The sequence below is a fragment of the Nitratireductor arenosus genome, from assembly GCF_009742725.1.
GTDB classification, from domain to species: domain Bacteria; phylum Pseudomonadota; class Alphaproteobacteria; order Rhizobiales; family Rhizobiaceae; genus Mangrovimarina; species Mangrovimarina arenosa.
Window position 1 is genome coordinate 665,306 of record NZ_WPHG01000001.1, and the last position, 21,053, is coordinate 686,358.

Annotated in this window: 16 protein-coding genes and 3 pseudogenes; 15 read left to right on the plus strand and 4 right to left on the minus strand. The window is 61.5% G+C overall.

Features of this window, described 5'->3' with window-relative positions; all coding sequences use genetic code 11:
* Positions 1 to 63: 63 nt before the first annotated feature.
* Positions 64 to 957 (plus strand): LysR family transcriptional regulator, encoded by an 894-nt coding sequence (locus GN330_RS03155; RefSeq protein ID WP_156711210.1) that lies wholly within the window; start codon positions 64 to 66, stop codon positions 955 to 957.
* 1,033 nt (positions 958 to 1,990) lie between these two features.
* On the opposite strand, the gene GN330_RS03165 is transcribed toward GN330_RS03155, so the two are convergent.
* Entirely contained in the window at positions 1,991 to 2,728 is a 738-nt protein-coding gene (locus tag GN330_RS03165; RefSeq protein ID WP_156711212.1) for a maleate cis-trans isomerase family protein, read from the minus strand.
* 222 nt (positions 2,729 to 2,950) lie between these two features.
* On the opposite strand from GN330_RS03165, the gene GN330_RS03170 reads away from it, so the two are divergent.
* The 14 genes and pseudogenes from GN330_RS03170 to GN330_RS23655 all read left to right on the plus strand — a co-directional run.
* Positions 2,951 to 3,721, plus strand: coding sequence for an amino acid ABC transporter permease (locus GN330_RS03170; RefSeq protein WP_197435014.1), 771 nt, complete (start codon positions 2,951 to 2,953; stop codon positions 3,719 to 3,721).
* Between the two features lie 12 nt (positions 3,722 to 3,733).
* On the plus strand, positions 3,734 to 4,399 hold the full coding sequence (locus GN330_RS03175) for an amino acid ABC transporter permease (protein WP_156711214.1): 666 nt from the start codon (positions 3,734 to 3,736) through the stop codon (positions 4,397 to 4,399).
* A gap of 2 nt (positions 4,400 to 4,401) precedes the next feature.
* Positions 4,402 to 5,175, plus strand: coding sequence for an amino acid ABC transporter ATP-binding protein (locus GN330_RS03180; protein WP_156711215.1), 774 nt, complete (start codon positions 4,402 to 4,404; stop codon positions 5,173 to 5,175).
* 77 nt (positions 5,176 to 5,252) lie between these two features.
* On the plus strand, positions 5,253 to 6,035 hold the full coding sequence (locus tag GN330_RS03185) for a substrate-binding periplasmic protein (protein WP_156711216.1): 783 nt from the start codon (positions 5,253 to 5,255) through the stop codon (positions 6,033 to 6,035).
* A 95-nt stretch (positions 6,036 to 6,130) separates the two neighbouring features.
* Positions 6,131 to 6,973 (plus strand): fumarylacetoacetate hydrolase family protein, encoded by an 843-nt coding sequence (locus tag GN330_RS03190; RefSeq protein ID WP_156711217.1) that lies wholly within the window; start codon positions 6,131 to 6,133, stop codon positions 6,971 to 6,973.
* A gap of 75 nt (positions 6,974 to 7,048) precedes the next feature.
* Positions 7,049 to 7,384: a RidA family protein gene (locus GN330_RS03195; protein ID WP_156711218.1), complete on the plus strand. Its 336-nt coding sequence runs from the start codon at positions 7,049 to 7,051 to the stop codon at positions 7,382 to 7,384.
* Between the two features lie 227 nt (positions 7,385 to 7,611).
* Positions 7,612 to 8,118 carry a DUF3830 family protein gene (locus GN330_RS03200; protein ID WP_156711219.1) on the plus strand — a complete coding sequence of 169 codons (507 nt, stop codon included), beginning with the start codon at positions 7,612 to 7,614 and terminating at the stop codon, positions 8,116 to 8,118.
* A 33-nt stretch (positions 8,119 to 8,151) separates the two neighbouring features.
* Positions 8,152 to 9,174 carry a LacI family DNA-binding transcriptional regulator gene (locus GN330_RS03205; protein ID WP_156711220.1) on the plus strand — a complete coding sequence of 341 codons (1,023 nt, stop codon included), beginning with the start codon at positions 8,152 to 8,154 and terminating at the stop codon, positions 9,172 to 9,174.
* A 57-nt stretch (positions 9,175 to 9,231) separates the two neighbouring features.
* Complete coding sequence (locus GN330_RS03210; protein WP_156711221.1) at positions 9,232 to 10,149, plus strand: dihydrodipicolinate synthase family protein; 918 nt, start codon at positions 9,232 to 9,234, stop codon at positions 10,147 to 10,149.
* Positions 10,146 to 11,009 carry an amidohydrolase family protein gene (locus GN330_RS03215; protein WP_156711222.1) on the plus strand — a complete coding sequence of 288 codons (864 nt, stop codon included), beginning with the start codon at positions 10,146 to 10,148 and terminating at the stop codon, positions 11,007 to 11,009. The genes GN330_RS03210 and GN330_RS03215 overlap by 4 nt, the downstream gene beginning before the upstream one ends.
* A 47-nt stretch (positions 11,010 to 11,056) precedes the next feature.
* The gene (locus tag GN330_RS03220; protein WP_156711223.1) at positions 11,057 to 11,806 is read left to right on the plus strand and encodes an SDR family NAD(P)-dependent oxidoreductase; all 750 of its coding nucleotides are present in this window, start codon (positions 11,057 to 11,059) and stop codon (positions 11,804 to 11,806) included.
* A 100-nt stretch (positions 11,807 to 11,906) separates the two neighbouring features.
* Positions 11,907 to 12,023 (plus strand): annotated as a pseudogene (locus GN330_RS03225) (ATP-binding protein); the annotation flags it as partial.
* Between the two features lie 100 nt (positions 12,024 to 12,123).
* Positions 12,124 to 12,285 (plus strand): annotated as a pseudogene (locus tag GN330_RS23650) (transposase); the annotation flags it as partial.
* Positions 12,286 to 12,408: 123 nt separating this feature from the next.
* A pseudogene (locus GN330_RS23655) lies at positions 12,409 to 12,639 on the plus strand (integrase core domain-containing protein); the annotation flags it as partial.
* 240 nt (positions 12,640 to 12,879) lie between these two features.
* Here the strand turns inward: GN330_RS23655 and GN330_RS03235 are convergent.
* From GN330_RS03235 to GN330_RS03245, 3 genes are read right to left on the minus strand one after another with little or no spacing between them, the layout of a single operon-like run.
* A complete protein-coding gene (locus GN330_RS03235; RefSeq protein ID WP_156711225.1) occupies positions 12,880 to 17,418 on the minus strand; it encodes a sacsin N-terminal ATP-binding-like domain-containing protein in 4,539 nt (1,512 codons plus the stop codon).
* Positions 17,411 to 17,743: a DUF4357 domain-containing protein gene (locus GN330_RS03240; RefSeq protein WP_246188482.1), complete on the minus strand. Its 333-nt coding sequence runs from the start codon at positions 17,741 to 17,743 to the stop codon at positions 17,411 to 17,413. Before GN330_RS03240 ends, GN330_RS03235 begins: the two co-directional genes overlap by 8 nt.
* Positions 17,740 to 21,030, minus strand: a complete 3,291-nt coding sequence (locus tag GN330_RS03245) for a TM0106 family RecB-like putative nuclease (RefSeq protein ID WP_343040217.1) — start codon at positions 21,028 to 21,030, stop codon at positions 17,740 to 17,742. Before GN330_RS03245 ends, GN330_RS03240 begins: the two co-directional genes overlap by 4 nt.
* Positions 21,031 to 21,053: the final 23 nt, after the last annotated feature.

Genomic DNA, 21,053 nt, shown 5'->3' on the forward strand with positions numbered 1-21,053 from the left:
ATCGTATTTGGATGAGTAATATCAGACAAATGAATTTTGATTCTAGAAACATAAGATAACCTGATGAACATCACCCTGCGTCAGTTGCGCGCCTTTTACGAGGTCGCGAAGACACAGAGCTTCACGCTTGCCGCCAGCAACATGAAGCTCACCCAATCCGCCGTCAGCATGCTCGTGCGTCAACTCGAGGCCGAATATGGCCTGGCACTCTTCAACCGCGTCCAGCGCAGCGCCCAGCTCACAGAGGTCGGACGCCAGATGCTTCCCATCACCGAGCGCATGCTGGAGGATCTCCGGCAGGTTCATGAGGGTGCGGCGGACCTGAAGGCGCTACGTCGGGGCACGCTTCGGATCGCCGTTCCGCAGATGCTTGCCTGCTCTTGGCTTCCGCCCCTCGCAGCCGAATTCATGGCTGCCTTTCCGGATATCGGCCTGCATGTCATGGACACGACCGGCGACCGCATCGTCTCGGCCGTCCAAGACAACGAGGCCGAGATCGGAATAGGCCCGCAACGCCCCGCTCCGGCAGAAATCGCGGCGGAGCCGTTGTGGGAGGAACCGATCCAGGTCGCCCTGCCGAGAAACTCCCCGCTGGGCGATGCGGATTGCCTGACATGGAAGGATCTGCGCGGCGAAAACTGGATACAATATTCAGACGACTTCACGCTTTACCTGGAACGCACGATCTGGGCGAAACTGCCCATCCCCGACGCCCGCACAACCAACGTCCGCTATCTAACGACGGCGCTGTCATTTGTCGGTCTCGGATTGGGGGTTACGGCCGCGCCGCAGTATGCGCGAAGTTTTGCGGACCAGTTTGCAGTCAGATTCGCTCGAATCGAGGCCGGGCGCATCATGCGCGCCTTCTACATCTATTCGAGAAAGAACCATTCTCGATCTCCGGCCGCCAACGCATTTATTTCGTTCCTGAATAACAAAATCGGAAACTCTTCTTAGGGAGGGTACTCATCAGAGCGAATACTCACGAGGCCGAGTCTCGCTAATGTTGATCCGTACGGTTTCACGAAGGCGAACTGACGTGATCACGGCGTGGTCGACGGTTTGGGTCTTCATCGCCTGGCCAGCGATACGTCCTGCGCCAGGGTCCGGTCACTGCTCTTCAAACTCCGGTCGGCCATCGCCGCCAGAACTGTCCATCGTCAGATGAAATCGTTTGAGTATCTGCCGGAACTTCGTGGCCTGGCCATGAAGGCGAACCTCTGTCGTTTCCGTGCGAAAAAGCTGCGGCCGCATCTGCCATAAGCGCAACAAGATCAATCTCAGCCAGGTCTTCGCCGGACAAATCATCGGCCTAAGAGAAGTCGAGAACCAGATCTGGCTCGTCTCATTCCTCGACTATGACATCGGATTCTTCGACAATGACGATAACAGGGCCGAACCCGCAGCAAACCCATTCGCCCCGGAGAAAGTTAAGCCATGTCCTCGGAATGGACCAAAAGCAGATGGCGGAGGTGTCAGACAAACGCAAACCGGTCTCCGTTTGCCGAACGTGCCCTGCCCTATGCAGCCAGAAGTTGACGCCACACGGCCAGAGCGGCGGTGCGCTTCCGCTTGAAGTTTGATCGGCTGTAGAGATGACGTTCCTGATTGAAATGATTGTACACTGAGTCATAGACGGCTGCTATCCGTCCCAAATGAGCTCGTGGAAGAACGTGCGCTCGCCAGCAACCCTTGAATAGCCCCTAGATTTGTAGACGCCTTCTTCCCCAATTTTGAGGCAAGGAAGCCATGATGGGGACCGGCAATTCCACTGATGAGTTCAAGCGTGATGCTGTGGCGCAGATCACGGAACGGGGCTATCCGGTTGCGGCATCTATTTATATCTGCCCAGGCCACCGTCGAGAAGACGTCGTCCAAGGCCTATACGCCCTCACGATGTTCCCCGCTTGCAGCGTCAACTGGCCTACTATTGCGCCGCCCAATGGCCGACTTCTACTCTGCCGTTGACAGCCTACGCGGATCGCGGCCGTTAAATTGCCTGGCCGAGCAGGGTCCCGTACCCAGACACCGAGGGCCCGCGTCCGGTCAGTTCCAATGCTCCCCACAGCGTCACTGCATTGGCCGTTAGCACCGGCACATTGAGCCTATCCTCGAGCGTTTCGATGAAATGCAGGCTGGGCATTGCGGTGTCGGGAATGAGCAGCGTGTCGGAACCGGGCGAAAACGCTTCGACGGCCTTTTCGACGATGGTCTCGGTGGGGAGGGCGGGAACATCCCAACCGGTAGGGATGTCGAGACAGGTGAGTGCGTCGACCGACAGTCCGGCCTCGCCGAGAAACGAGCAGAACGCGCGCGCTGTGGGCTCTGGATAGGTGGCCAGAACGCTGGCTTTGTGCAGGCCGAGACCACGCATGGCGTCCACGAAGGATAGGGACGTGCTGGTCGCCGGCGCCTCCACCGCCTGGCCGATCGCTTCGGCCTGGCGGGCGGCGAACGCGCTTCCCGACATGAAGCTGCCGCTGGTGCAGGCCCAGGTGATGGCGTCGAGATCGAAGCCGCGCAGGCGTTGGGCGGCCTCGGTGATCCAGGCGAGTTGACCCGTCTCGCGCAAGGCGTCCAGATCGTGGTCGTTGCCGTGCGCGCCGCCAATCCGCGAAATGGTGAAATAGAGCTTCACGCCCGCGTCGGCCACCTGCTCGAACGCGTAGTAGTCGGCCTCGGGGCCGCCGCTGGGGATGATCATCCCGATCCGCACGCACTCATTCATCCGTATGTCCTCCGAAGGCCGGGGTCGGCCGGTTGGTTGCTCCGTGCGCCGGGGCTGCGTTCGGGTTCCAAGAGGGACCCATTTTACGCCCTGTCTTTGGCGCGGTCCGCGCGCCGCCAAAGGTTTCGAAGCTCTCTTGACGGGGAGCGGGTTTGCAACTACATTTAACGTTAAATAAAGCCTCAATCAAGGCCAAATACCTGACCGTGAACGGGAGGCATGATGTTCGCACTGGAGGAGCAGGTCGAGGAGAAGCGCTCACCTTGGGGCTTGGTCGCCGTCATGGCCACGCTCGCGCTGATCGGCGTCGCTGCCTGGAAATACGTCAATTGGCAGCTTCTCGCCTCGCTGGACTTTTCGGTGGTGTGGGACTACCGGCTTGCGCTCGCCAAGGGGCTGATGGTGACGCTTTACCTGACCGCCATCGCCGGCCTGTGCGGCCTTACGGCGGGCACCGTGCTCGCCGCGCTGTCGCAATCGCGGCTGGCGCTGGTGCGCTGGGTCGTCGTTGCCTATGTCGAATTGTTCCGCAACACGCCGATCCTGGTTCAATTGATCTGGATTCACTTCGCGCTGCCGGTCTTTACCGGCTGGAACACGACGGCGTTGCAAAGCGGAACGATCGCGATCGCCCTGCAGGCCAGCGCCTATTTCTCCGAGATCGTGCGGGGCGGCATCGAATCCGTCCCAAAAGGGCAGTGGGAGGCCGCCTACGCCCTGGGGCTGCCGGCACGCACGACGTGGGGGCGGGTGATCCTGCCGCCGGCCCTGAAATCCATGATCCCGGCGCTGGTCAATCTCACGATCAGCTTCTTCAAGGCGTCCTCCATCCTGTCGGTGTTGCAGGTCAGCGAACTGATGACGATCACCAACAGGATCAGCAATGCGGTCTACAAGCCGATCGAGCTGTTTACCGCGGCTGCCGTGATCTATTTCGTTCTCGGCTACATCCTGAGCCAACTCACCCTGCGTCTCGAACGCGCGGCAAAATGAGCGGAGGGTGTGATGAATTTTGAAATCCAGCACCTGGTAAACAACTACCCTCTCATCCTGCAGGGCTTGCTCGTGACGTTGCGTATTTGCGCCGCGTCCCTTGCGATCGGTACGGTCCTGGGGCTTGTCGCCTGTTTCATGAAGCTGGAAGGCCGGGGCTGGCCGTATCGGTTTGCCGTCGCCTATATCGATTTCTTCCGCACCATTCCCGAAGTCGTCCTGATCTTCTGGGTCTATTCCTGCCTGCCGCTGCTGTTTTCCTTTCGTCTGACGGCGGAAGCCAGCGGCATCCTGGCGCTCAGCCTGTTCGCGTCGGCCTATCTGGCCGAGATATTCCGCGCCGGCATTAATTCCGCCAGCCGCGGGCAGGTGCAGGCCGCCTTGGCGCTCGGCATTCCGGTCCGGGTCATCTGGATGCGCATCATCATGCCGCCGGCCATTCGCCGCATGATGCCGGCGCTGATTAGCTTTCTCTCCGAACTGATCAAGGCAACCAGCCTGCTTTCGGCGATCGGCGTTGCGGAAATGGCCTACCAGGCTTCGGTCCTGGGCTCCAAGACCTTTGCTTACGTCGAATTTCTGTCCGCGATCGCGGTTTTGTACTTCGTGACGATTTTCCCGCTGAGCCTTTATGTGCGCCGCACCAACCAGAAACTCGCGGGCAAGGCGGGACACTAATGATGGAAGGAAGCCGAGTGGAAACCAGCAGCGCCGCGGCCGAAACGCCCGTCGTCATCAGCGTCGAGAACATCCGCAAGAGCTATGGCTCGTTCGAGGTCCTGCGCGGGATTTCGACGGAAATCCGCGAGAAGGACGTGACCTGCATCGTCGGCCCCTCCGGCGGCGGCAAGTCGACCTTCATTCGCACCTTGAACGGTCTGGAGCCGATCAACGAGGGCCGCATCCGGATCCTGGACTACACGCTTCCGGGCTGGCGCAAGGAGACCGAGCAGTTGCGCCGTTCTGTCGGCATGGTGTTCCAGAGCTTCAATCTGTTCATGCATTTGACGGTGCGCGAAAACATCACGCTCGGTCCGACCGCGGCGCTGAAGGTTTCGCGCGACGAAGCCAACGCGCGGGCCGAAAGACTGCTCGATCGGGTGGGGATCGGCAATCAGGTCGACAAATATCCCGGCCAGCTCTCCGGCGGCCAGCAACAGCGCGTCGCCATTGCCCGGGCCCTGGCGATGGAGCCGAAAATCATGCTCTTCGACGAGCCGACCTCGGCGCTCGACCCCGAAATGGTCAAGGAGGTGCTCGAGGTGATCCGCGACCTGGCCGCCAGCGGCATGACCATGCTCGTCGTGACCCACGAAATGGGATTCGCGCGTGAAGTCGCCCACCGGGTCTTTTTCATGGCCGACGGCGTCCTGTCCGTCGACGCCGATCCAGAAACGTTTTTCGCCTCGCCCAAGGATGAGCGGCACGCGGCCTTTCTGTCGAAGGTTCTTTAGCTGGGCGCCGCTTGCGGGCGGTTCCGGCGATTGTGGACGTCAAACATATCAGCTCACGGTAAAAGGGAGAAAACACCATGAGACAGACCTTTAGCCTCGTCACGGCGACGGCAGCGGCGTTGCTTTACGCAACCGCCGCCTTCGCCGCGGACGACAAGATCCAGAAAATCGTCGACAACGGCACCTTGCGCGTGTGTCATGCCGAAGCGGCACCCTGGGGCGTCAAGGATCCGGCGAGCGGCGAATGGGTCGGCTCCGACATTCGCGCCGCCGCCCATCTCGCCGAGACGATGGGTGTCGGGATCGAGCATGTCGATGCGACCTGGGCCACGCTGATCCCGTCGCTGGAAGCCGATAAATGCGATATCGCGATGGCGCCCATCTTCCGTTCGGCCGAACGCGCGATGCGCGTGCTGTTCACTGAACCGACCGGTTACGAAACCATGGGCGTGGCCGTACGCGGCGATTCCGGCATTGCGAGCTATGCCGACCTGGATCAGGCCGACAAGACGGTGGCGGTGATCTCCGGTTCGGCCGACGAAGCCTTTGCGAGCCGGTTTTTCAAGAACGCCAAGATCCAGGCGCTGGTGACCGACAAGATTTCCACATTGGGAATCGAGGCCGCCAGCCGACGCGTCGATGCTTTCCTGACCGACACGTCCACGCTGCGCTCGGTCGTCGGCGCCAACGAGGCGATGAACCTGACCATCATCGAGCCCGACAATCCGCTCAATCCACAAGGATATTCCTACGCCCTGCCGATGGGCGAATACGGCTTCCAGCAATTGGTGAACATCTGGCAGATCAACACCGACCAGCAGGGCCTGAAGCAGAAATGGCACGACGAATTCGCCCAATGAGCGCATCGGCCTCCTGAAGCCGGATGCCCCGACTGGCCCGCCGCTGGCAGGTCGGGCCATCCCCTCGAAACCGCATAATATGAAAGATTTTACCAATGAGGCTGCTGCGCTTTGGCCCGCAGGGCGAGGAACGCCCCGGACTGCTCGACAATGACGGCCGACTTCGCGACCTGTCAGGGGTCGTTGCCGACATTGCCGGCGAAACCCTGTTGCCCGACACGCTTGCCCGGATAGCTGAGATCGCTGCCGGCGGGGCGCTGCCGGTGGTCGCGGGCAACCCGCGGCTGGGGCCCTGTGTCGGTGGGGTGGGCAAGATGGTGTGCATCGGCTTGAACTATTCCGACCATGCCGCCGAATCCGGCATGGCCATTCCCGACGAGCCGATCCTGTTCATGAAGGCGACCAGCGCCATTGTCGGTCCGAACGACGATGTCGTGTTGCCCCAGGGCTCGCTCAAATCCGACTGGGAGGTCGAGCTCGGCGTGGTGATCGGCCGTCCGGCCAAATCGGTGCCGCTGCAAAGCGCGCTTGACCACGTCGCCGGCTATTGCGTCGTCAACGATCTGTCCGAGCGCGCCTTCCAGATCGAGCGCGGCGGACAATGGGTCAAAGGCAAGAGCGCCGACACGTTCGGTCCGCTCGGCCCCTGGTTGGTGACCGCAGACGAGGTCGGCGATCCCCAGGCTCTAGCGATGTGGCTCGAACTGAACGGCGAACGGGTTCAGGACGGCAGCACCGCGACGATGATTTTCGGCGTGGCCGAACTGGTCAGCTATGTCAGCCACTTCATGAGCCTGCAGCCGGGCGATGTCATTTCCACCGGCACGCCGCCGGGCGTCGGCCTCGGGATGACGCCGCAACGCTTCCTGCGCGCCGGCGACGTGATGCGGCTGGGCATCGAGGGGCTCGGGGAACAGCGGCAGCGTGTCACGGCCTGACCCTCGCGACATTGTTCAACCAACACACAAACAGGATCGAGAACCGTGATTACACGTCATTCTTTGGAAACCCCTTTGCCCATTTCCGGCGCCGTGCGGGCCGGCGACTTCGTGTTCGCCTCGGGGCAGGCCGCCCTCGACAAGGACGGTTACGTGCTTGACGGAGGCATCGTCCCGCAGACGCGTTTGACGCTCGATCGTCTGCTGGCCTCGCTGAAGGATGCCGGATGCACGGCCGAAGACATCGTCAAGGTCACGGTCTGGCTCGACGACGCACGCGATTTCGGCGCCTTTAACAAGGTCTACGCCGAATATTTCAAGGATGCGCCGCCGGCGCGCTCGACGTTGGTCTCCCCGTTGGTCGTGGACGCCAAGGTCGAGATCGAAGCGATCGCCTACAGGCCGGTTTGAGCGCCGCCCGGTATCGCCGGATGGAAGAAGGCCGCGTCACAACGGTGTCGTTGTCGGCGCGCGTTCTGCGGCCGCCGGTGGCGGGCGCCTGGATTTTTCGGGCCTTTCAGTCTCGGGTCGGCCGACTTCCTGGTGCTGGATTTCGGTGCGAACTGCTTGATTATACGTATATTTATCGTTAAAGTTATAAGCTAGATGAAGATGTCGCGATTTTACGGGGATCACATATGACAATCACGGGTAGCGATCGTCCGACGCATGTGCGCATCGGTCTTTCCGGAGTGGATTTGTCCATCCGGCTCAGGCTGCGCTGGGACTCTGCGCCGGCGACCTGCAAGGCCGTGCTCGACCTGCTGCCGGTCCGGCATCAGGTATGGCACGCCAAATACGCCAACAACGAGATCTATACGCTGTGCAAGATGCCGGACCCCGTTCCGGCCGCCGAAAGCCTGTCGGTATATCCCTCGCGCGGCGACCTGGTGTACTTGCCGCTTCCGCAAGGCGTGCCTCTGCCGCCGGGGATCCCGGGCGTCGCCGACGGCGAGCTGGCGCTCGACCTGGCCTATTTCTACGAATCCGGAAACAGTCTTCTGTCGGGGCCGCACGGGCCGATTCCCGGTACGATCATCGCCACGGCCGAAAGCCTTGACGACATCGACGCCATGGCCGCCGCGTGCCGGGACGTGTGGTTCAAGGGAGCCGTCGGCAGGCAGATGTGGATCGAGGCCGGGTGACCGGTCCGCAGGAGAGGGCGTAAAGGCGCTGTCATGAGCAAGAAGAAGCTGACCATGAAGGAGATCGCGGCGGCCGTGGACGTCTCAGTGATGACCGTGTCCAACGTCATCAACGGTCGCGATCACTTGGTCGGTGAGGAAACCAAGCGGCGTGTCAAGGCGGCGATCGACGAACTCGGCTACCGGCCGAGCGCCACCGCGCGCGCCCTGCGGTCCTCGCGCATGTTCTCGATCGGCTTCATCGTGCTTTACGACGAGCGCAAATTCCTCGGCGATCCGTTCATTGCCGCGCTGGCGGATGGGTTGTGCGCCCAGTTGGCGGAGCAGGGCTATTCGCTGACCATACAGGGCGTGTTCACGGACGAGCTGAGCGAAGCCAAGGCGTTTCGGCGCATGGAGACTGACGGGCTGTGTCTGCTTTTGTCGGGCAGCCAGCCGACGAAATACAATCTGCGCGAACTTCTGAAGAGCCTGCGTCAGCCAATCGTTCTGTTCCAGGAGGGCGTCCAGCGCGCCGAGCCGGACATCTGTTCGATCCGCCAGGACGATCGCGGCGGCGGCCGCCTGCTGGCCGAACACGTGGTCTCGCGCGGTGCCAGGTCGGTGCTGGTGGTCGTGCCGCAGGTCGAGTGGCCGGCGATCAGCGAGCGTGTCGGCGGTGTCAGGGAAGCGCTCCATGCGAGACCGGGCGTGGAGATGCGCGTGCTGGTGTCGGAAAGCGAAAAGGACGCCGACGTGCAGGCGGCGCTGACCAATTATCTCGACCAGGGCGGCAAGCCGGACGCCATTCTGGCCGCAAACGACCAGATGGCGATAGCCGCCCACACCGTCCTGGAACAACGCGGCCTGACATTGCCGGACCAGATCATGCTGACCGGGTTCAACCGGTTCAATTTCTGGCGCTATTTCTCTCCCAAGGTGACGACCGTCATCTCTCCTGCCGAGCAACTGGGCCGCACGGCCGCGACCGCATTGACCCGCCGCATCGACGACGGCGAGTTCGAGGACCGCGACATCGTGCTGCCGGTGGAACTGGTTCAGGGCCAAACAACCTAAACACGCGCCGTATTGCGGTTCGACCGCGCGGCTTAGATCGAAAGGCTGGTGAAAACTGTGTCGAGAACGAATTTCAAGGGTGTCTACCCGATGGCCTACACCTTCTTCGACGAGGATGGTGAGCTCGACCTTGCCGCGCTGCGCGCGCAGATCGAGGCCCTTATCGGCTGGAACGCGGACGGGATCACCATCTTGGGACTGGCCGGCGAGGTGCACAAACTTTCGGCCGGCGAGCGCGCGCGCGTTGTCGAATGCGCCGGCGAGACGATCGCCGGGCGCGTACCGCTGGCCGTGACGGTTGCCGAGCGGACGGCACGCGACCAGATCGCGTTCGGTCGGCTGGCCGAGCAGTGCGGGGCAAGTTGGCTGATCTTGCAGCCGGCAGCTGTGCGCGACGTTTCCGAAACCGAGCATATGCGGTTTTTCGGTACGGTCGCCGATGGCATCGACCTGCCGCTTGGCATCCAGATCGCGCCGGAATATCTCGGGCAGGGCTTTTCGGTCGCGAGCCTTGTCGAAATGCAAGCCCAGCACCCGAATCTAACGATGATGAAGACGGAAATGTCGGCACTGGGTGTCGGCGATTTCATCGAGCGCACGCAAGGTGCGTTCGACGTTTTCAACGGCCAGGCCGGCGTCGGCATGATCGACTGCATCGAGGCGGGGTGCGCCGGCTTCATACCCGGGGCCGAAACCGGGGACATTTCGTCTGCCATCTACCGGCTCTACGTTTCCGGCGACGCCGGCGACAAGGCGCGCGCCGTCGCGCTGTACAAGCAGGTGCTGCCACTGTGGCACATGATCATGGAATCGATCGATACGCTGCTGGTCTACGGCAAGCCCCTGATCGCGGAGCGTGTAAGCGCGTTGAGCGGGAAAAGCCGTGCGCCGCATAGCACGGCAAGCGCTTTCGGGCGCGAACGGGTGCGTGTCTGGGCGCAGACCGTGCTGGCACAAGCGGGAGAAGCGGCATGACTACCAAGCGCCCCCTCTACGATTGCCACGTCAATGTATGGGATCCCGAACAATATCTGCCAGTCTACCACGAACAGCTCGCGCGCGTGCGTCCGGGTGGCCTGCCGCCGGCAAGCGACGCTGACACGCTGGCGCGCGAACTGGCGCGTTTCGAGCGCGTCATCGTGTTCAGCCCGCAATATGGCGACAGTATCGGCATCCAGGGCGCGGAGGAAACCACCGCTGCCGCGGTCGCGAAATATCCCGAAAAATTCGTCGGTTTCGCCTATGTCGATCCGCGCCGCCCGGGCTATATGGAACAGCTCAGGCACTCGGTCGAGCAGCTCAAGTTCAAGGGTGTCAAGTTCGGCCCGATCTACAATGGCGTCGGGCTCGACGATCCGCGCATGCAGCCGGTCTATGCCTATTGCCAGGCCAATGACGTGCCGCTGACGCTGCACATGGGCACGACCTTTCCGCCGAAATCCCGTATCGAGTTAGGGCGCCCGCTGCATGTCGATCCGGTCGCGCTCGCCTATCCCGACCTCAAGATCATCATGGCGCATATGGGCCATCCCTGGACGGCCGAGGCGGCGGTGATCGTACGCAAGAACCCGAACGTCTACGGCGAAATCACCGGCCTGTGCTACAGGCCGTGGATTTTGCAGAAATGCCTGGCCGAGATCCAAGACTATTCGATCGCCGACAAGGTGTTTTTTGGTACGGATTTCCCGTTCTCGACCTTTGACGAGGCGGTCGACGGGCTGTTGGTCTGTTCGCAGGATCACGACAGCCCGCGCGTGCCGTCAGTCAGTGCCGAGGTCATCGACACGATCCTGTACAGCAACCCGTTCGAAAAATGGTGGCACGCCCCCATTTGAACCCGCCGCGGACGAGCCTTGCCGCACAAGTATTTTTGGAGATGACGATGGTCGAATACGACTTCACCGGACAGAGCGTGATCATCACCGGCGGGGCCGGTGGCATCGGGCTCGAACTCGCGCGGCGCTTCCACTCCGCCGGCGCATGGGTCTGTCTGTGGGACAACAACCACGAGCGCGTGCACCGGGCGGCCGAGGCGATCGGGACAGACAGGGTCAGCGCGGCGGCGCTCGATATCACAGCCAAGCCTGAGATCGAGGCGGCCGTGGCGGACCTGCTGGCGCAAACCGGACGTGTCGACGTTTTGGTTAATTCGGCCGGCATCACCGGTTCCAACGACACCGTCGCCCAATACGACGCCGACGCCTGGCGGCGGGTGATCGACGTCAATCTGAACGGCACGTTTCTGTGCTGTCAGGCGGTTTTGCCGGCCATGCTGAAGGCCGATTACGGCCGGATCGTCAACATCGCCTCGATTGCCGGTAAGGAAGGCAATCCCAACGCGGCCGCCTACAGCGCCTCGAAGGCCGGCGTCCTGGGCCTGACGAAGTCACTCGGCAAGGAACTGACCGGCACAGGAATACGCGTAAACGCCGTCACGCCGGCGGTCATCAAGACGGAAATCTTCGACCAGATGACGCAGCAGCACATAGACTATATGTTGTCGAAAGTGCCGATGGGCCGCTTCGGCACCGTCGAGGAAGCGGCCAATATGTGTCTGTGGCTCTCCTCCGGCGACTGCTCCTTCAGCACCGGCGCGGTCTTCGACATCTCGGGCGGTCGCGCCACCTATTGAGGGCGGATCCTCGTGCGGTGCCTGCCGCGTCTACGCGGCCGGCATTTGCCCGAAATCCGCAAGCAGCGTCCCCAGCCCGTTGACTGGCACGACCCGCCCGCTCTACGAGCGCACCTCGATCATCGTCACCACCAACCTGGCCTTCGGAGAATGGCCCGCCGTCTTCGGCGACGCCAAAATGACAACCGCGCTACTCGACCGGCTCACCCACTGTTGATTTCCGCTGAGAAGTGACCCGCCTTTGGAGTGCGCCCCTGAGGGTGGACAGATCGGATTGATGAATTGACCAGTCTTGTCGAGTTTTCGAAGAGAGAACCATGGCAAGATATCGCACGCACAGTATCGAATTTAAGCGGCAGGTCGCGCAGGAGTACCTTTCCGGCGAGACGCTTCATGGCTTGGCGAAGCGCCACGATATACAGCGCCAGCTGATCCGTGTGTGGGTTCGCAAATACGAGGAAGGTGCCTTCGATGAGGATGCCCAGGCCGCTGATCTGATCCAGGAATACGAGGCTCGGATTGCTGCGCTTGAACGGCTCGTCGGCAAACAGGCCCTGGAACTGGAGTTCTTAAAGGGGGCTCTAAAAAGCGCACCGCGGCCGAAAAACGGGACTACATACGACAACGCCAAGGCCGAGAGCTTCATGAAGACGCTGAAGGTCGAGGGTGTCTATCCCATGGCCTTCGAGACGTTCGAGGATGTCGTCGAACACCTTCCCCACTTCATCGAGGAGGTCTACAACAAGCGCAGGCTCCATTCGGCGCTCGGCTATCTGAGCCCGAAGCAATTTGAGGATCAACACATCCGGCAGACTGGCAAAACAGCAGCCTGATCAGTGTCCACCCTCAGGGGCGCACTCCAAAACAGGGTCCTTATTCCACGCCGAAACACAGGAGAATATCGGCCCGAAGAGAACGCATACGCGTCCTTCGGGGCGTAGCCCGGTTATCAGCCCCGCCCGCATAACCTTCAAAAACAACGGAAAAATCCGGTCGCAGCCGGACCGGGAGAACGCTTTCGCAGGGGCAAGTAGCGGAGGGGATGGGCCTGAGGTCCAACCTTCTCTGATTTTCTATTCGACATTGGCAACAGGAAACTCGTATTCCAGAGCCTCGGCTTTATCGATGCCTGTAAGCGTCACCTCCCCACGGATTTTAGCCGCGAGTTGCTCAAGGGGGTTGAAGATGAAGCGAACCTTGAGGCAACCGTCGCCCTCCTCGAGACCAGCAACCACGGCGAGGAAGAAATCAGGGTCGTTCTGTGCCGCTTCTACCTCGCTGGGTAGCAGAGTGATGTCTGTTGGGTACGCCGAGCCTGAACTCATCTTGATCTCATAGCACTGGCGCAACTCGTCGATCGCATCGACGCCGATTCCCCGCCTCGAGCGAACATCTCGTATCTGCTCGGGGTCGAGCCGAAGCGCCCGCCTCACTGCTTCCAAGGCCAGTTGTTCACGATCACTGACAGGCGGCAGAACCGTTCGAACGGCGGACTTCGCGCTGCCCGCATTGCTACCGGAACCGGATGGAAAGGTGCGACCCGCCTGACCTTTGGTGCGCGATTTGACGAAGATCACCCCGCTACCACTGGCGCCTTCATTGACGATTGAGCCCTGTGTAGGCTCAAGATCTTCGATGTCCCGGAGCTTCCGTACCTGCACAGGCGTTTGGTTCTGGGCCGCAGGCTTGCTGCGGGAGGTCTTCGACGTCTTCTTCTGGCTTTCGTTCCGTTCGCTTGCCTGAGCCTGGAGGGCAGCTAGTCTCGTGGCGTTACCGGCGGCATCTGGTTTTGTGGACGGGAGAAGGATCTGGCTTGCACCCCAGCCCTGGTTCGCTTTCTGCCATACTGAAGCCCATGCCCAAGCGAGCTTCTGCCTGTCACCGTCGAACAAAGAAGCTACAGCTTGCCCACCGGCATCTGATGAACCTGCGTCCTCCAACGTGCGCACGATCATGGTCATGGGTTCAGACATCATATGAGCGCGGGCTGGGATACAGATTGCAGGATGCCCCTCTAGCTCAGCAGTGATTTCCAGAGAAGGATCAATGACTAGGCGCGCACGCATCAATTCTTCCCATGAGCATTTTAGCTTTTCATGGAGACCTATGTCAGTGCGAATGAGTTCGTCGGCCAACAGCGCGACAGCTTCGGCAAAGAGCTTGCGCTTGTTCTCTCCTTCCAAAATTCCAGCGGTGCTCAGGGACTTCGGCCGGAAGCTTTCCAGACGAAGGTGGGTGACATCGAGGAATTCAAACAATGGTTGAACATCGGTGAAGCTGCTCACGCCAAGGCGCCAGGCTGTCAAATCGGGGATTTCGGCCTGTGCTATCGCCTCTCCGTCGAGCACGTACATCGGGCGTGATGTCGCCCACTCATTCCCCGTCCAGAGCGGCAAACGCCGGAGAGTTGACCGCAATTGAGGCGTAGCGCCCGTTATGAGAGTGGCTAGTGACCGGAATGCCAGCACCATGACGCCACGGTCTGATGGCGAGAGCGTAGCCTTTCGTGTGATCTCGCGAAGTACTTCGACGCAATCCTTTGCGGATGGTTCTGGAATTGCCAGCGACATCCAAAGGGGCTCCAAGCCGGCAATATGAGGTGCGAATACACGGTACTCGCCAAATATCCGCGGACCACGAAGTACGGCTTCGGGAGAATGCCATCGGCCATCGGCAAGAAGCAGTCCGTCCTGCCCTGGCGATGCGCGAAATGCATTTCTCAGGCGCTGGGGTGTCAGGGCACGGCCAGCCTTCAGATCTACTGTGTTCGAACGGAGGTCGGCTGCAAGAAGCTGGTAAATCGTATGAACTTGGTCGGTGGTTGCCTGCGTCAGCGGCTTTTCTCGCAAATCCTGCAAACGCTCAATCAGATCATCGCCGGACGGGCCGAGCCTGATGCCCAAGGCCTTCAGCAGATCAAGCCGAATGACCTTCTGATCGTATTTTGCAAGGTAAGCTCCCTTGTCAGTTCCGTATGTGAGACGGTTAGCTTCTGTGGGCAGCGCAAGCTGGCTTGGCGCCCGAAGGGCACCGTTGCCGTTGGGCAGCCACACTGCTGCTGAAAGACGCGCCAGCCAAGTCGCTTGGACTTCGCGAGGGCTGGTCCAATATCCATTGTAGCCGACAACGCACTTCGAAACTTGGTATTCTGAATAGCGCCGTTCCCACCCACGACTAAGAACAGCCAGTAGAGCCAGCCCCCGCCGCCTTCTAAAACGGGCCGGGCTAGAATGAATATCCTCAACGACCGCTTCCAAATCAGGTGACCAGCGGTCGTCTAGTAGGTAGTGCTCACCATACCCACCAGCCCTGATCGCCCTAAGTTGCGCTTCGGGGCGGCTAACGCCGGCGACAGCACTGGCGGGCCGTGTGTCGCGCGACCAGCGTACTTTCTCGTTGAGGGGTACGATGAGGCGCGGATCACGCGCAACGCCAAGTGCCGAGAGAAATCTCTGTGCCCCTGCTTCGCTGCGACCCCGTTCATGCTTGAGTAACTTGGCATACTCAGGGTCCACCCATACTAGTCCGGGCGTTCGGCCAGCTGCCTTCGCGAAGCTATCAGTCTCGCGATCAATTTGTGCTGGAAGATACGCCTCGTGAGGGCGGGCCCACGCTCTTTCAGGTCGCTGAGAGCTTGGCCCGTATGTGATCGTCCGCAGTTCGATGTTGGAGCCAATCTTTGCTCCCATGGTCCGCTGTTCGTCCCGCGAAAGGTGCGCCCAAGCATCCCGAAGCGCAATCAGATCGTCATTTTCGAGCCGCACGGGCTCCACGGCATCTTCATTGGACCGTGCCAGGAGTTGCAGAGCTTCCGCCGGTTGATCGCAAGCCTCTCGGAGAATTTTCATCTCTCTGAGTTTGGCGATGACCTTTTTTGCATCTGGGGTTTCGGCCTGGTAGGCCTGATGCAGTGGCAATGCGAGCCCTAGACGTCTCGCTAGGCTCTGCGGGTTGTCGTGAAGGACAAGAATTCGTGGGCCGCCCCTAGGCGGACATCCCACAATAGTGCCGTCGACGAGAAGGAAGGCGTCCTTTTTCAGAAACTCGCCCCAAAGCCCTTCCTCAAGCGCGAGAGCTGCTATTGAAATGAACCAGGAGGGTTCGCGGTCCGCAATTGCGTTTGGGTGATCGAACAGTTCCAGAGAGTCGGCAGGGTCAAGGGCTTGTGTATCCTCGAGATCATCCAAGACCAGGCGCCACCGCCCATCTTCGTCTCGGCACCCAGGGTCGAGTGCCATTCGGCCTGGCGCGAGCAGTTCAAGGTCATCTGGTGTCAGCAGACCCTCGAGTCTCGCGTGCTCGTACACGATGTGCGAGAGGTCAGCTTTCCCCGTCCTCGTCGGCAGGTGAAGGTTCTCTCTCAGCCGCTTGTGACAGGTTGCGACCACATCCTTTGCGAAGGCAGACTGAATCCAGTCACCGGCTTCCAGGCTCTCCGTCGTCAGCGGGATGTGATTCCAGGCCGTTGGCCTTTCGCGTTCAAAGGCATCAAGCGCCACGATGCCAAGCAGGTGCCCAAGATCCGCGAGGCGCTTCTTGTTCCACGCGGTGGGAAGGATCGTAGAGCGTGCGCCATCAGGGTCGAACTGCGCGTTCAGGCTGATAGGCGAGTCAATCTCGATCGGAAGCGGGATCCGGTCATGCAGGGCGCCGCCGCGGTCCATGTCGTCGGAGACGCAGATCCCCAGTGGTGTCGTCTCGCCCGTCGCCTTGTTCTGCCGCGATTGGTTGCCAGTCACCGGCAGGTCGGTCCAGTAGCGATCAAACCTCACGCCGGCAAGCTCAGCGGGTTCCTCGATGACGAGGCCATCACGAGAGACTGAACAAGTGACGGCGTTCAGCACGGCCTCGACATCTTGGGCTGGCTCGACATGGATGGCGTAGCAGCGAAGCGATCCGGGTACATCCAAATCGACATAACTGAGCCGCCGAACGTGGCGCAGAAACTTTAGGCTATCCACCCCCAGGCTTCCCACTGCGCTGGGGATGTCCGCGATATCGACCTCGGGAAGAAGTGGAACGACCAGCATCGTCTCTCGACGGTGCGGATCATACACGCCGTCAACGAACGCGGCCGGTTCGACAACCTCAGGCGCCTCGTCAAGCATCACGAAATGGAAGGGGGCGCAATGCATCCCGAGAGGCCCGCCAAGCGATTTGAGGGTCTTCTGGCCGATTCCGAACCGCCCTGAAGCCTTATCGTCTGTGGCCTTCGTTGAGAGCCAAGGCAGAACCATCGCTCCCACATGAGCCAGGGAGACGGGCTTTCCATCGTGTATGATCAGCAGCTCTCGGCGAGGCGTGTGCCGGAGCACAATCCTAAGCTCGGACGCACCAAGATCGTCGGCGTTTTGGAGAGCCTCGGATAGCCCCTGAAATGGTCGGGGGCTTAACATGCTCGCGCCGACCTCGGCTCCCTTCTGGCTCGCGCGAAAGATCGGGGGCTGTCGACGTATAATCTCCGCGAATTCGGCTATCGCACCCTGTGTCCACTCGAGGCTAGGGTCTTGCGGCACCCAATCGTTCTCGGGCCATGAGTCGCACAACCTCTCCGCGGCCTGCCGGCCCTGCATGTTTTCTGACAGATCAGAAGCAGGCAAAGCGCTATCCATGCTTCGCCTCCCTCAGCGTTTTTCCATCGCCGGGCTTGCGCCAGCTTTGGGGACCACTGCAATTTCCATCTTTGACGATGCCCCCGGCCACACTGGAGCTCCCAAAGACGTGGTCGCGGGAAAAGCGATACAAGTCCGGGTCGCTGTCCGAGACGAGGACCCCCTGCCGAACCAGACGGTCACGCTCCTCGCGATCTCGCTTCACACGAGGGGAGCCGTCCCGCATTGCCGTCGAGTCTTTGCGGACAAGGAAGCCGTTGGCCTCGGGGCGGCCATGTGCTTGAGCCTTATGCGAACGCATGGCAAACCAATCGTTCTCGCTCATGCACTCCCTCTTTCATTCTGTGCGAATACTGGCAGAGCACAGAGCGTGTTTGCCAGTCGCATCTGCTCGACTGTCTCGCATTTCGCCTCGCGCAGGCGCGGAGCGCCGAAGACCAGCGCGAGGCCCTTCGCACGGGACACGGCGACGTTGATCCGGTTGAGCGAGAACAGGAAGTCCATGCCGCGTGGCGTTTCCTCGGCCGGTGAGGCGGTCATCGACACAAGGCAGACCGGCGCCTCCTGGCCTTGAAACTTGTCCACGGTGCCGACGCGGATGCCTTCGGGCAGTGCGTCCCTGAGCGCATTCACCTGCGCATTGTAGGGTGCGACCACGATGATATCCGACTGCCGCATGGAGCGCATCGTGCCGTCCTTGTCCGTCCAGGCGCCTGTCAGCAGCTCATCGGCCGCAGCCCGAATGGCTGAGACTTCCTCCGGCGAGATTTGGGGGTTGCCCTCATGCGGGACCGGCACCCAGAACGCACCCGCTGCCGGGAACGACGTGCCAGTCACAGACTGGCGCGCGGTGTCTAGGTGGCTGGTTAGCCGTCCCTCATAAACCTGATCGGAAATGAAACGGCAGACATCCGGGTGCATCCGCCGCGAGACAGGCAAGAAGATGCCGCGATCCGGAGGCACCGTCGCATGATCGCCGAGCATCCAGTCGAGGCAGGAGGAGTTCGCAGGGTCCGGATGCGCGCCCTGGATCACCTGGGGCAGTTGGCGCGGGTCGCCGACCAGCACGATGTTCCGGGCCGCCCGCCCCATGGCAACCATGTTCGCGAGGCCAACTTGCCCCGCCTCGTCGACGAAGAGCCAGTCGAAGGTCTGCACGTTCTCATCGCGGGAAAAGAACCAAGCGGTCGCACCAACAACATGCATGCCGCCTGCCGCGTCGTCATTGCTGATAGTGCGGCGGATCGGGCAACCCTCGGGATAACCATCATCCTCGCCCGAGGTCTTGTGGACGAAGTCCAGCGCAATTGGCAGGTCCTCATCCTCCAGCGCGGCGAGGCAGCCCATCAGCACATTGCGGATCGCCTCATGGCTGTTCGACGTGACACCCACACGCGCACCCTTGCGCAAGAGTGACAGGATCGCCCGGGCGGTGACATAGGTCTTGCCGGTGCCGGGCGGCCCCTGGATGGGCAGGACGGTTTCATCCATGGCGCCCACCGCGGCGATGGTGCCCGCGACCGGATCGGCAATAGGCCCCAGCGGGCCGCTCGTCAGGCGGGGCGGCGTGCGAGTCAGAAGGTCATCGACCGCCCGGTAGGAGCGTGGGCCGCACTGGTCAGCGATCACGTCACGCAGCGCGCCGGGGATTGGCTTGGGGTCCAGCGGCCAATCCGGATGCAAGTTCAGGCGGTCGCCCAAGAGATGGTCCTTTCCCGGCCCGGCCTTGACTGTGATCTGCCGCGCCTTGCGGTCCATCGCCTCGATACTGATCGAGACGGGCGGGCTATCGGAGACCGGCACCGTCGCCTTCTTGCCGACGCGCAGCTTGGTTTCCTGCGGCGGAAAGCGGTAACTGCGTGCGAAGGACCGCTTGACCGGCTCCAGCGGGCCCATCGCCTCCAGCCCGGCCAGCGCGTCAAGATCGTCGATCAGCTCATCCTCGTCCTTGGACGCCGAGTCGAACACTGCCCATTGCGCGGGCTTCGCTTCGCGCTTGTGGAAGAGGCCGCGATTAAACAGCAGCTCCTGCCGGTCCTGCGGCAGGCCGGATGCTGCGAGGGCCGAACGCAGCGCTTGAGTGTCGGCATCCTCCTCGGCCTCCTTTTCACCCGCGTCCTGACTGAGCGACGGCCATGGGCCGCTGGGTCGGATGCGGACGAGCCAGTCGCGCAACTCCTCGGTTGAGATGCAGTCGATGCGGTTGTAGTCCTTGATCTCGTCGAGGATGTGCTGCTCGCCCGTCTCCCGCCAGTTCTCATAGGCGACAACCGAGCCGCCGGCCGTCTTCACCTCACCCTCGCGCTTGCGGCCATAAAAGACCTCCATCGACTTGATGGAATAGTTGGATTCCGAGCCGATCAGCGCGCCTCGCACGACAGCGAACAGATCGACGAACCGCCTCTCACGCAGAAGACGGTCGAGGAATGCCTCGCCGACCCCGTATTTCGTGGTCAACCGTCGAAGCGCTGTGATTTCGTAGGACGCGGAATGATAAATGCGCGCGTTGGGATAGGCCGCGAGACGCGCACGGAAGAACTCCAGCAGATCAGCGAGCGCGCGCGCTTCGGCAGCATGGTCGTGCGCCCAGAACGCCCGGAACTCGCCATCGAACCAGACGCCATGCAGGTACTCCAAGCCACCTTCGAAATGGGGATCACCTTCGATGTCATAGAACAGGTCGCCGTTCTGGGGCTCGGGCAGCAGGTCGAACCCTTTGCCGGGCTCCGGTGCGCGCAGTTCGATCGCGGGGAAGCCGGTCTTGCGGGCGTGTTGCAGGCGGGCCTGAGTCACTAGGCGGAGGTGTGTATTTTCCGCCATGCCGCGGATCGGGTGATCGAGACTGGCGAGGGATTCCATGGTTTGGATGCCCGCAGCTTCTAGCTTCTTCACCTGCCCCCGACTGATGTCGGCGACGTTGAACAGGCTGTCCTCGGCCTTCCAAACGTCGGCGCAATGGTCGCCCCAGCGGCAAAGACCACAATCTGCGCAGGGGATCGGACGGGCGGGCAGCGGATCGGCCACGAAACCTTCTAGCCGTGCCCGCGCCATTCGGGCATAGGCCGCGTAGTCCGAAATGCGCAGGGACGCACGGGTGCCGTCCGCCAATTCGACATGGGCGAACTCAGGTGCCGCGCCCTGAACCTCAGTCAGCAGATCGGAATAGAGCACCAGTTGCAGCACATGCTTTGGGTGTGGACGGCGCTTGAGCTTGGTGTCAGCTACCTCGTAGCTGAATGGTCCAAGCGCGGAGGGTCGATCGACGCGCTCCAGGAAATCCGACCAGCCGCCCCAACTGCCTGAGAGAAAAGCGCCCTGAAACACCACATCTGGGCCTGAGGCAAGCGCGGCGCGCGTGCTCTCCGCGTCGGTGGTAAGGTTGCCCCTCGCGATCTCCACCACATGTCGGCCGGCCGCATTGAGCCGGGCGAGATGCGCTGCTTCATGGGCGTCGCCCATCTTCTGCAGTAATTCTGCGTCTTCGCTGTCTTCCCGCGGCTTCGGACCGGCTCCGCGCAAGTGCGCCAGATCCAGTGCAGCGGCGTGAACGCACCCCATGAAGCGCATGAGATCGGAAGCAGAGAGGAGGATATTGCTACCGGCTATGCGCACCCGAAGACCCTCTTGTCGGCAGT

What these genes read in the sequence shown, in the direction of transcription:
- GN330_RS03170 (WP_197435014.1), top strand. Translation starts at nt 2,951, where the DNA reads ATGTTCGCACTGGAGGAGCAGGTCGAGGAGAAGCGCTCACCTTGGGGC.
- GN330_RS03175 (WP_156711214.1), top strand. Translation starts at nt 3,734, where the DNA reads ATGAATTTTGAAATCCAGCACCTGGTAAACAACTACCCTCTCATCCTG.
- GN330_RS03220 (WP_156711223.1), top strand. Translation starts at nt 11,057, where the DNA reads ATGGTCGAATACGACTTCACCGGACAGAGCGTGATCATCACCGGCGGG.
- GN330_RS03235 (WP_156711225.1), bottom strand. Translation starts at nt 17,418, where the DNA reads ATGGATAGCGCTTTGCCTGCTTCTGATCTGTCAGAAAACATGCAGGGC.
- GN330_RS03200 (WP_156711219.1), top strand. Translation starts at nt 7,612, where the DNA reads ATGACAATCACGGGTAGCGATCGTCCGACGCATGTGCGCATCGGTCTT.
- GN330_RS03180 (WP_156711215.1), top strand. Translation starts at nt 4,402, where the DNA reads ATGGAAGGAAGCCGAGTGGAAACCAGCAGCGCCGCGGCCGAAACGCCC.
- GN330_RS03190 (WP_156711217.1), top strand. Translation starts at nt 6,131, where the DNA reads ATGAGGCTGCTGCGCTTTGGCCCGCAGGGCGAGGAACGCCCCGGACTG.
- GN330_RS03215 (WP_156711222.1), top strand. Translation starts at nt 10,146, where the DNA reads ATGACTACCAAGCGCCCCCTCTACGATTGCCACGTCAATGTATGGGAT.
- GN330_RS03155 (WP_156711210.1), top strand. Translation starts at nt 64, where the DNA reads ATGAACATCACCCTGCGTCAGTTGCGCGCCTTTTACGAGGTCGCGAAG.
- GN330_RS03165 (WP_156711212.1), bottom strand. Translation starts at nt 2,728, where the DNA reads ATGAATGAGTGCGTGCGGATCGGGATGATCATCCCCAGCGGCGGCCCC.
- GN330_RS03205 (WP_156711220.1), top strand. Translation starts at nt 8,152, where the DNA reads ATGAGCAAGAAGAAGCTGACCATGAAGGAGATCGCGGCGGCCGTGGAC.
- GN330_RS03185 (WP_156711216.1), top strand. Translation starts at nt 5,253, where the DNA reads ATGAGACAGACCTTTAGCCTCGTCACGGCGACGGCAGCGGCGTTGCTT.
- GN330_RS03240 (WP_246188482.1), bottom strand. Translation starts at nt 17,743, where the DNA reads ATGAGCGAGAACGATTGGTTTGCCATGCGTTCGCATAAGGCTCAAGCA.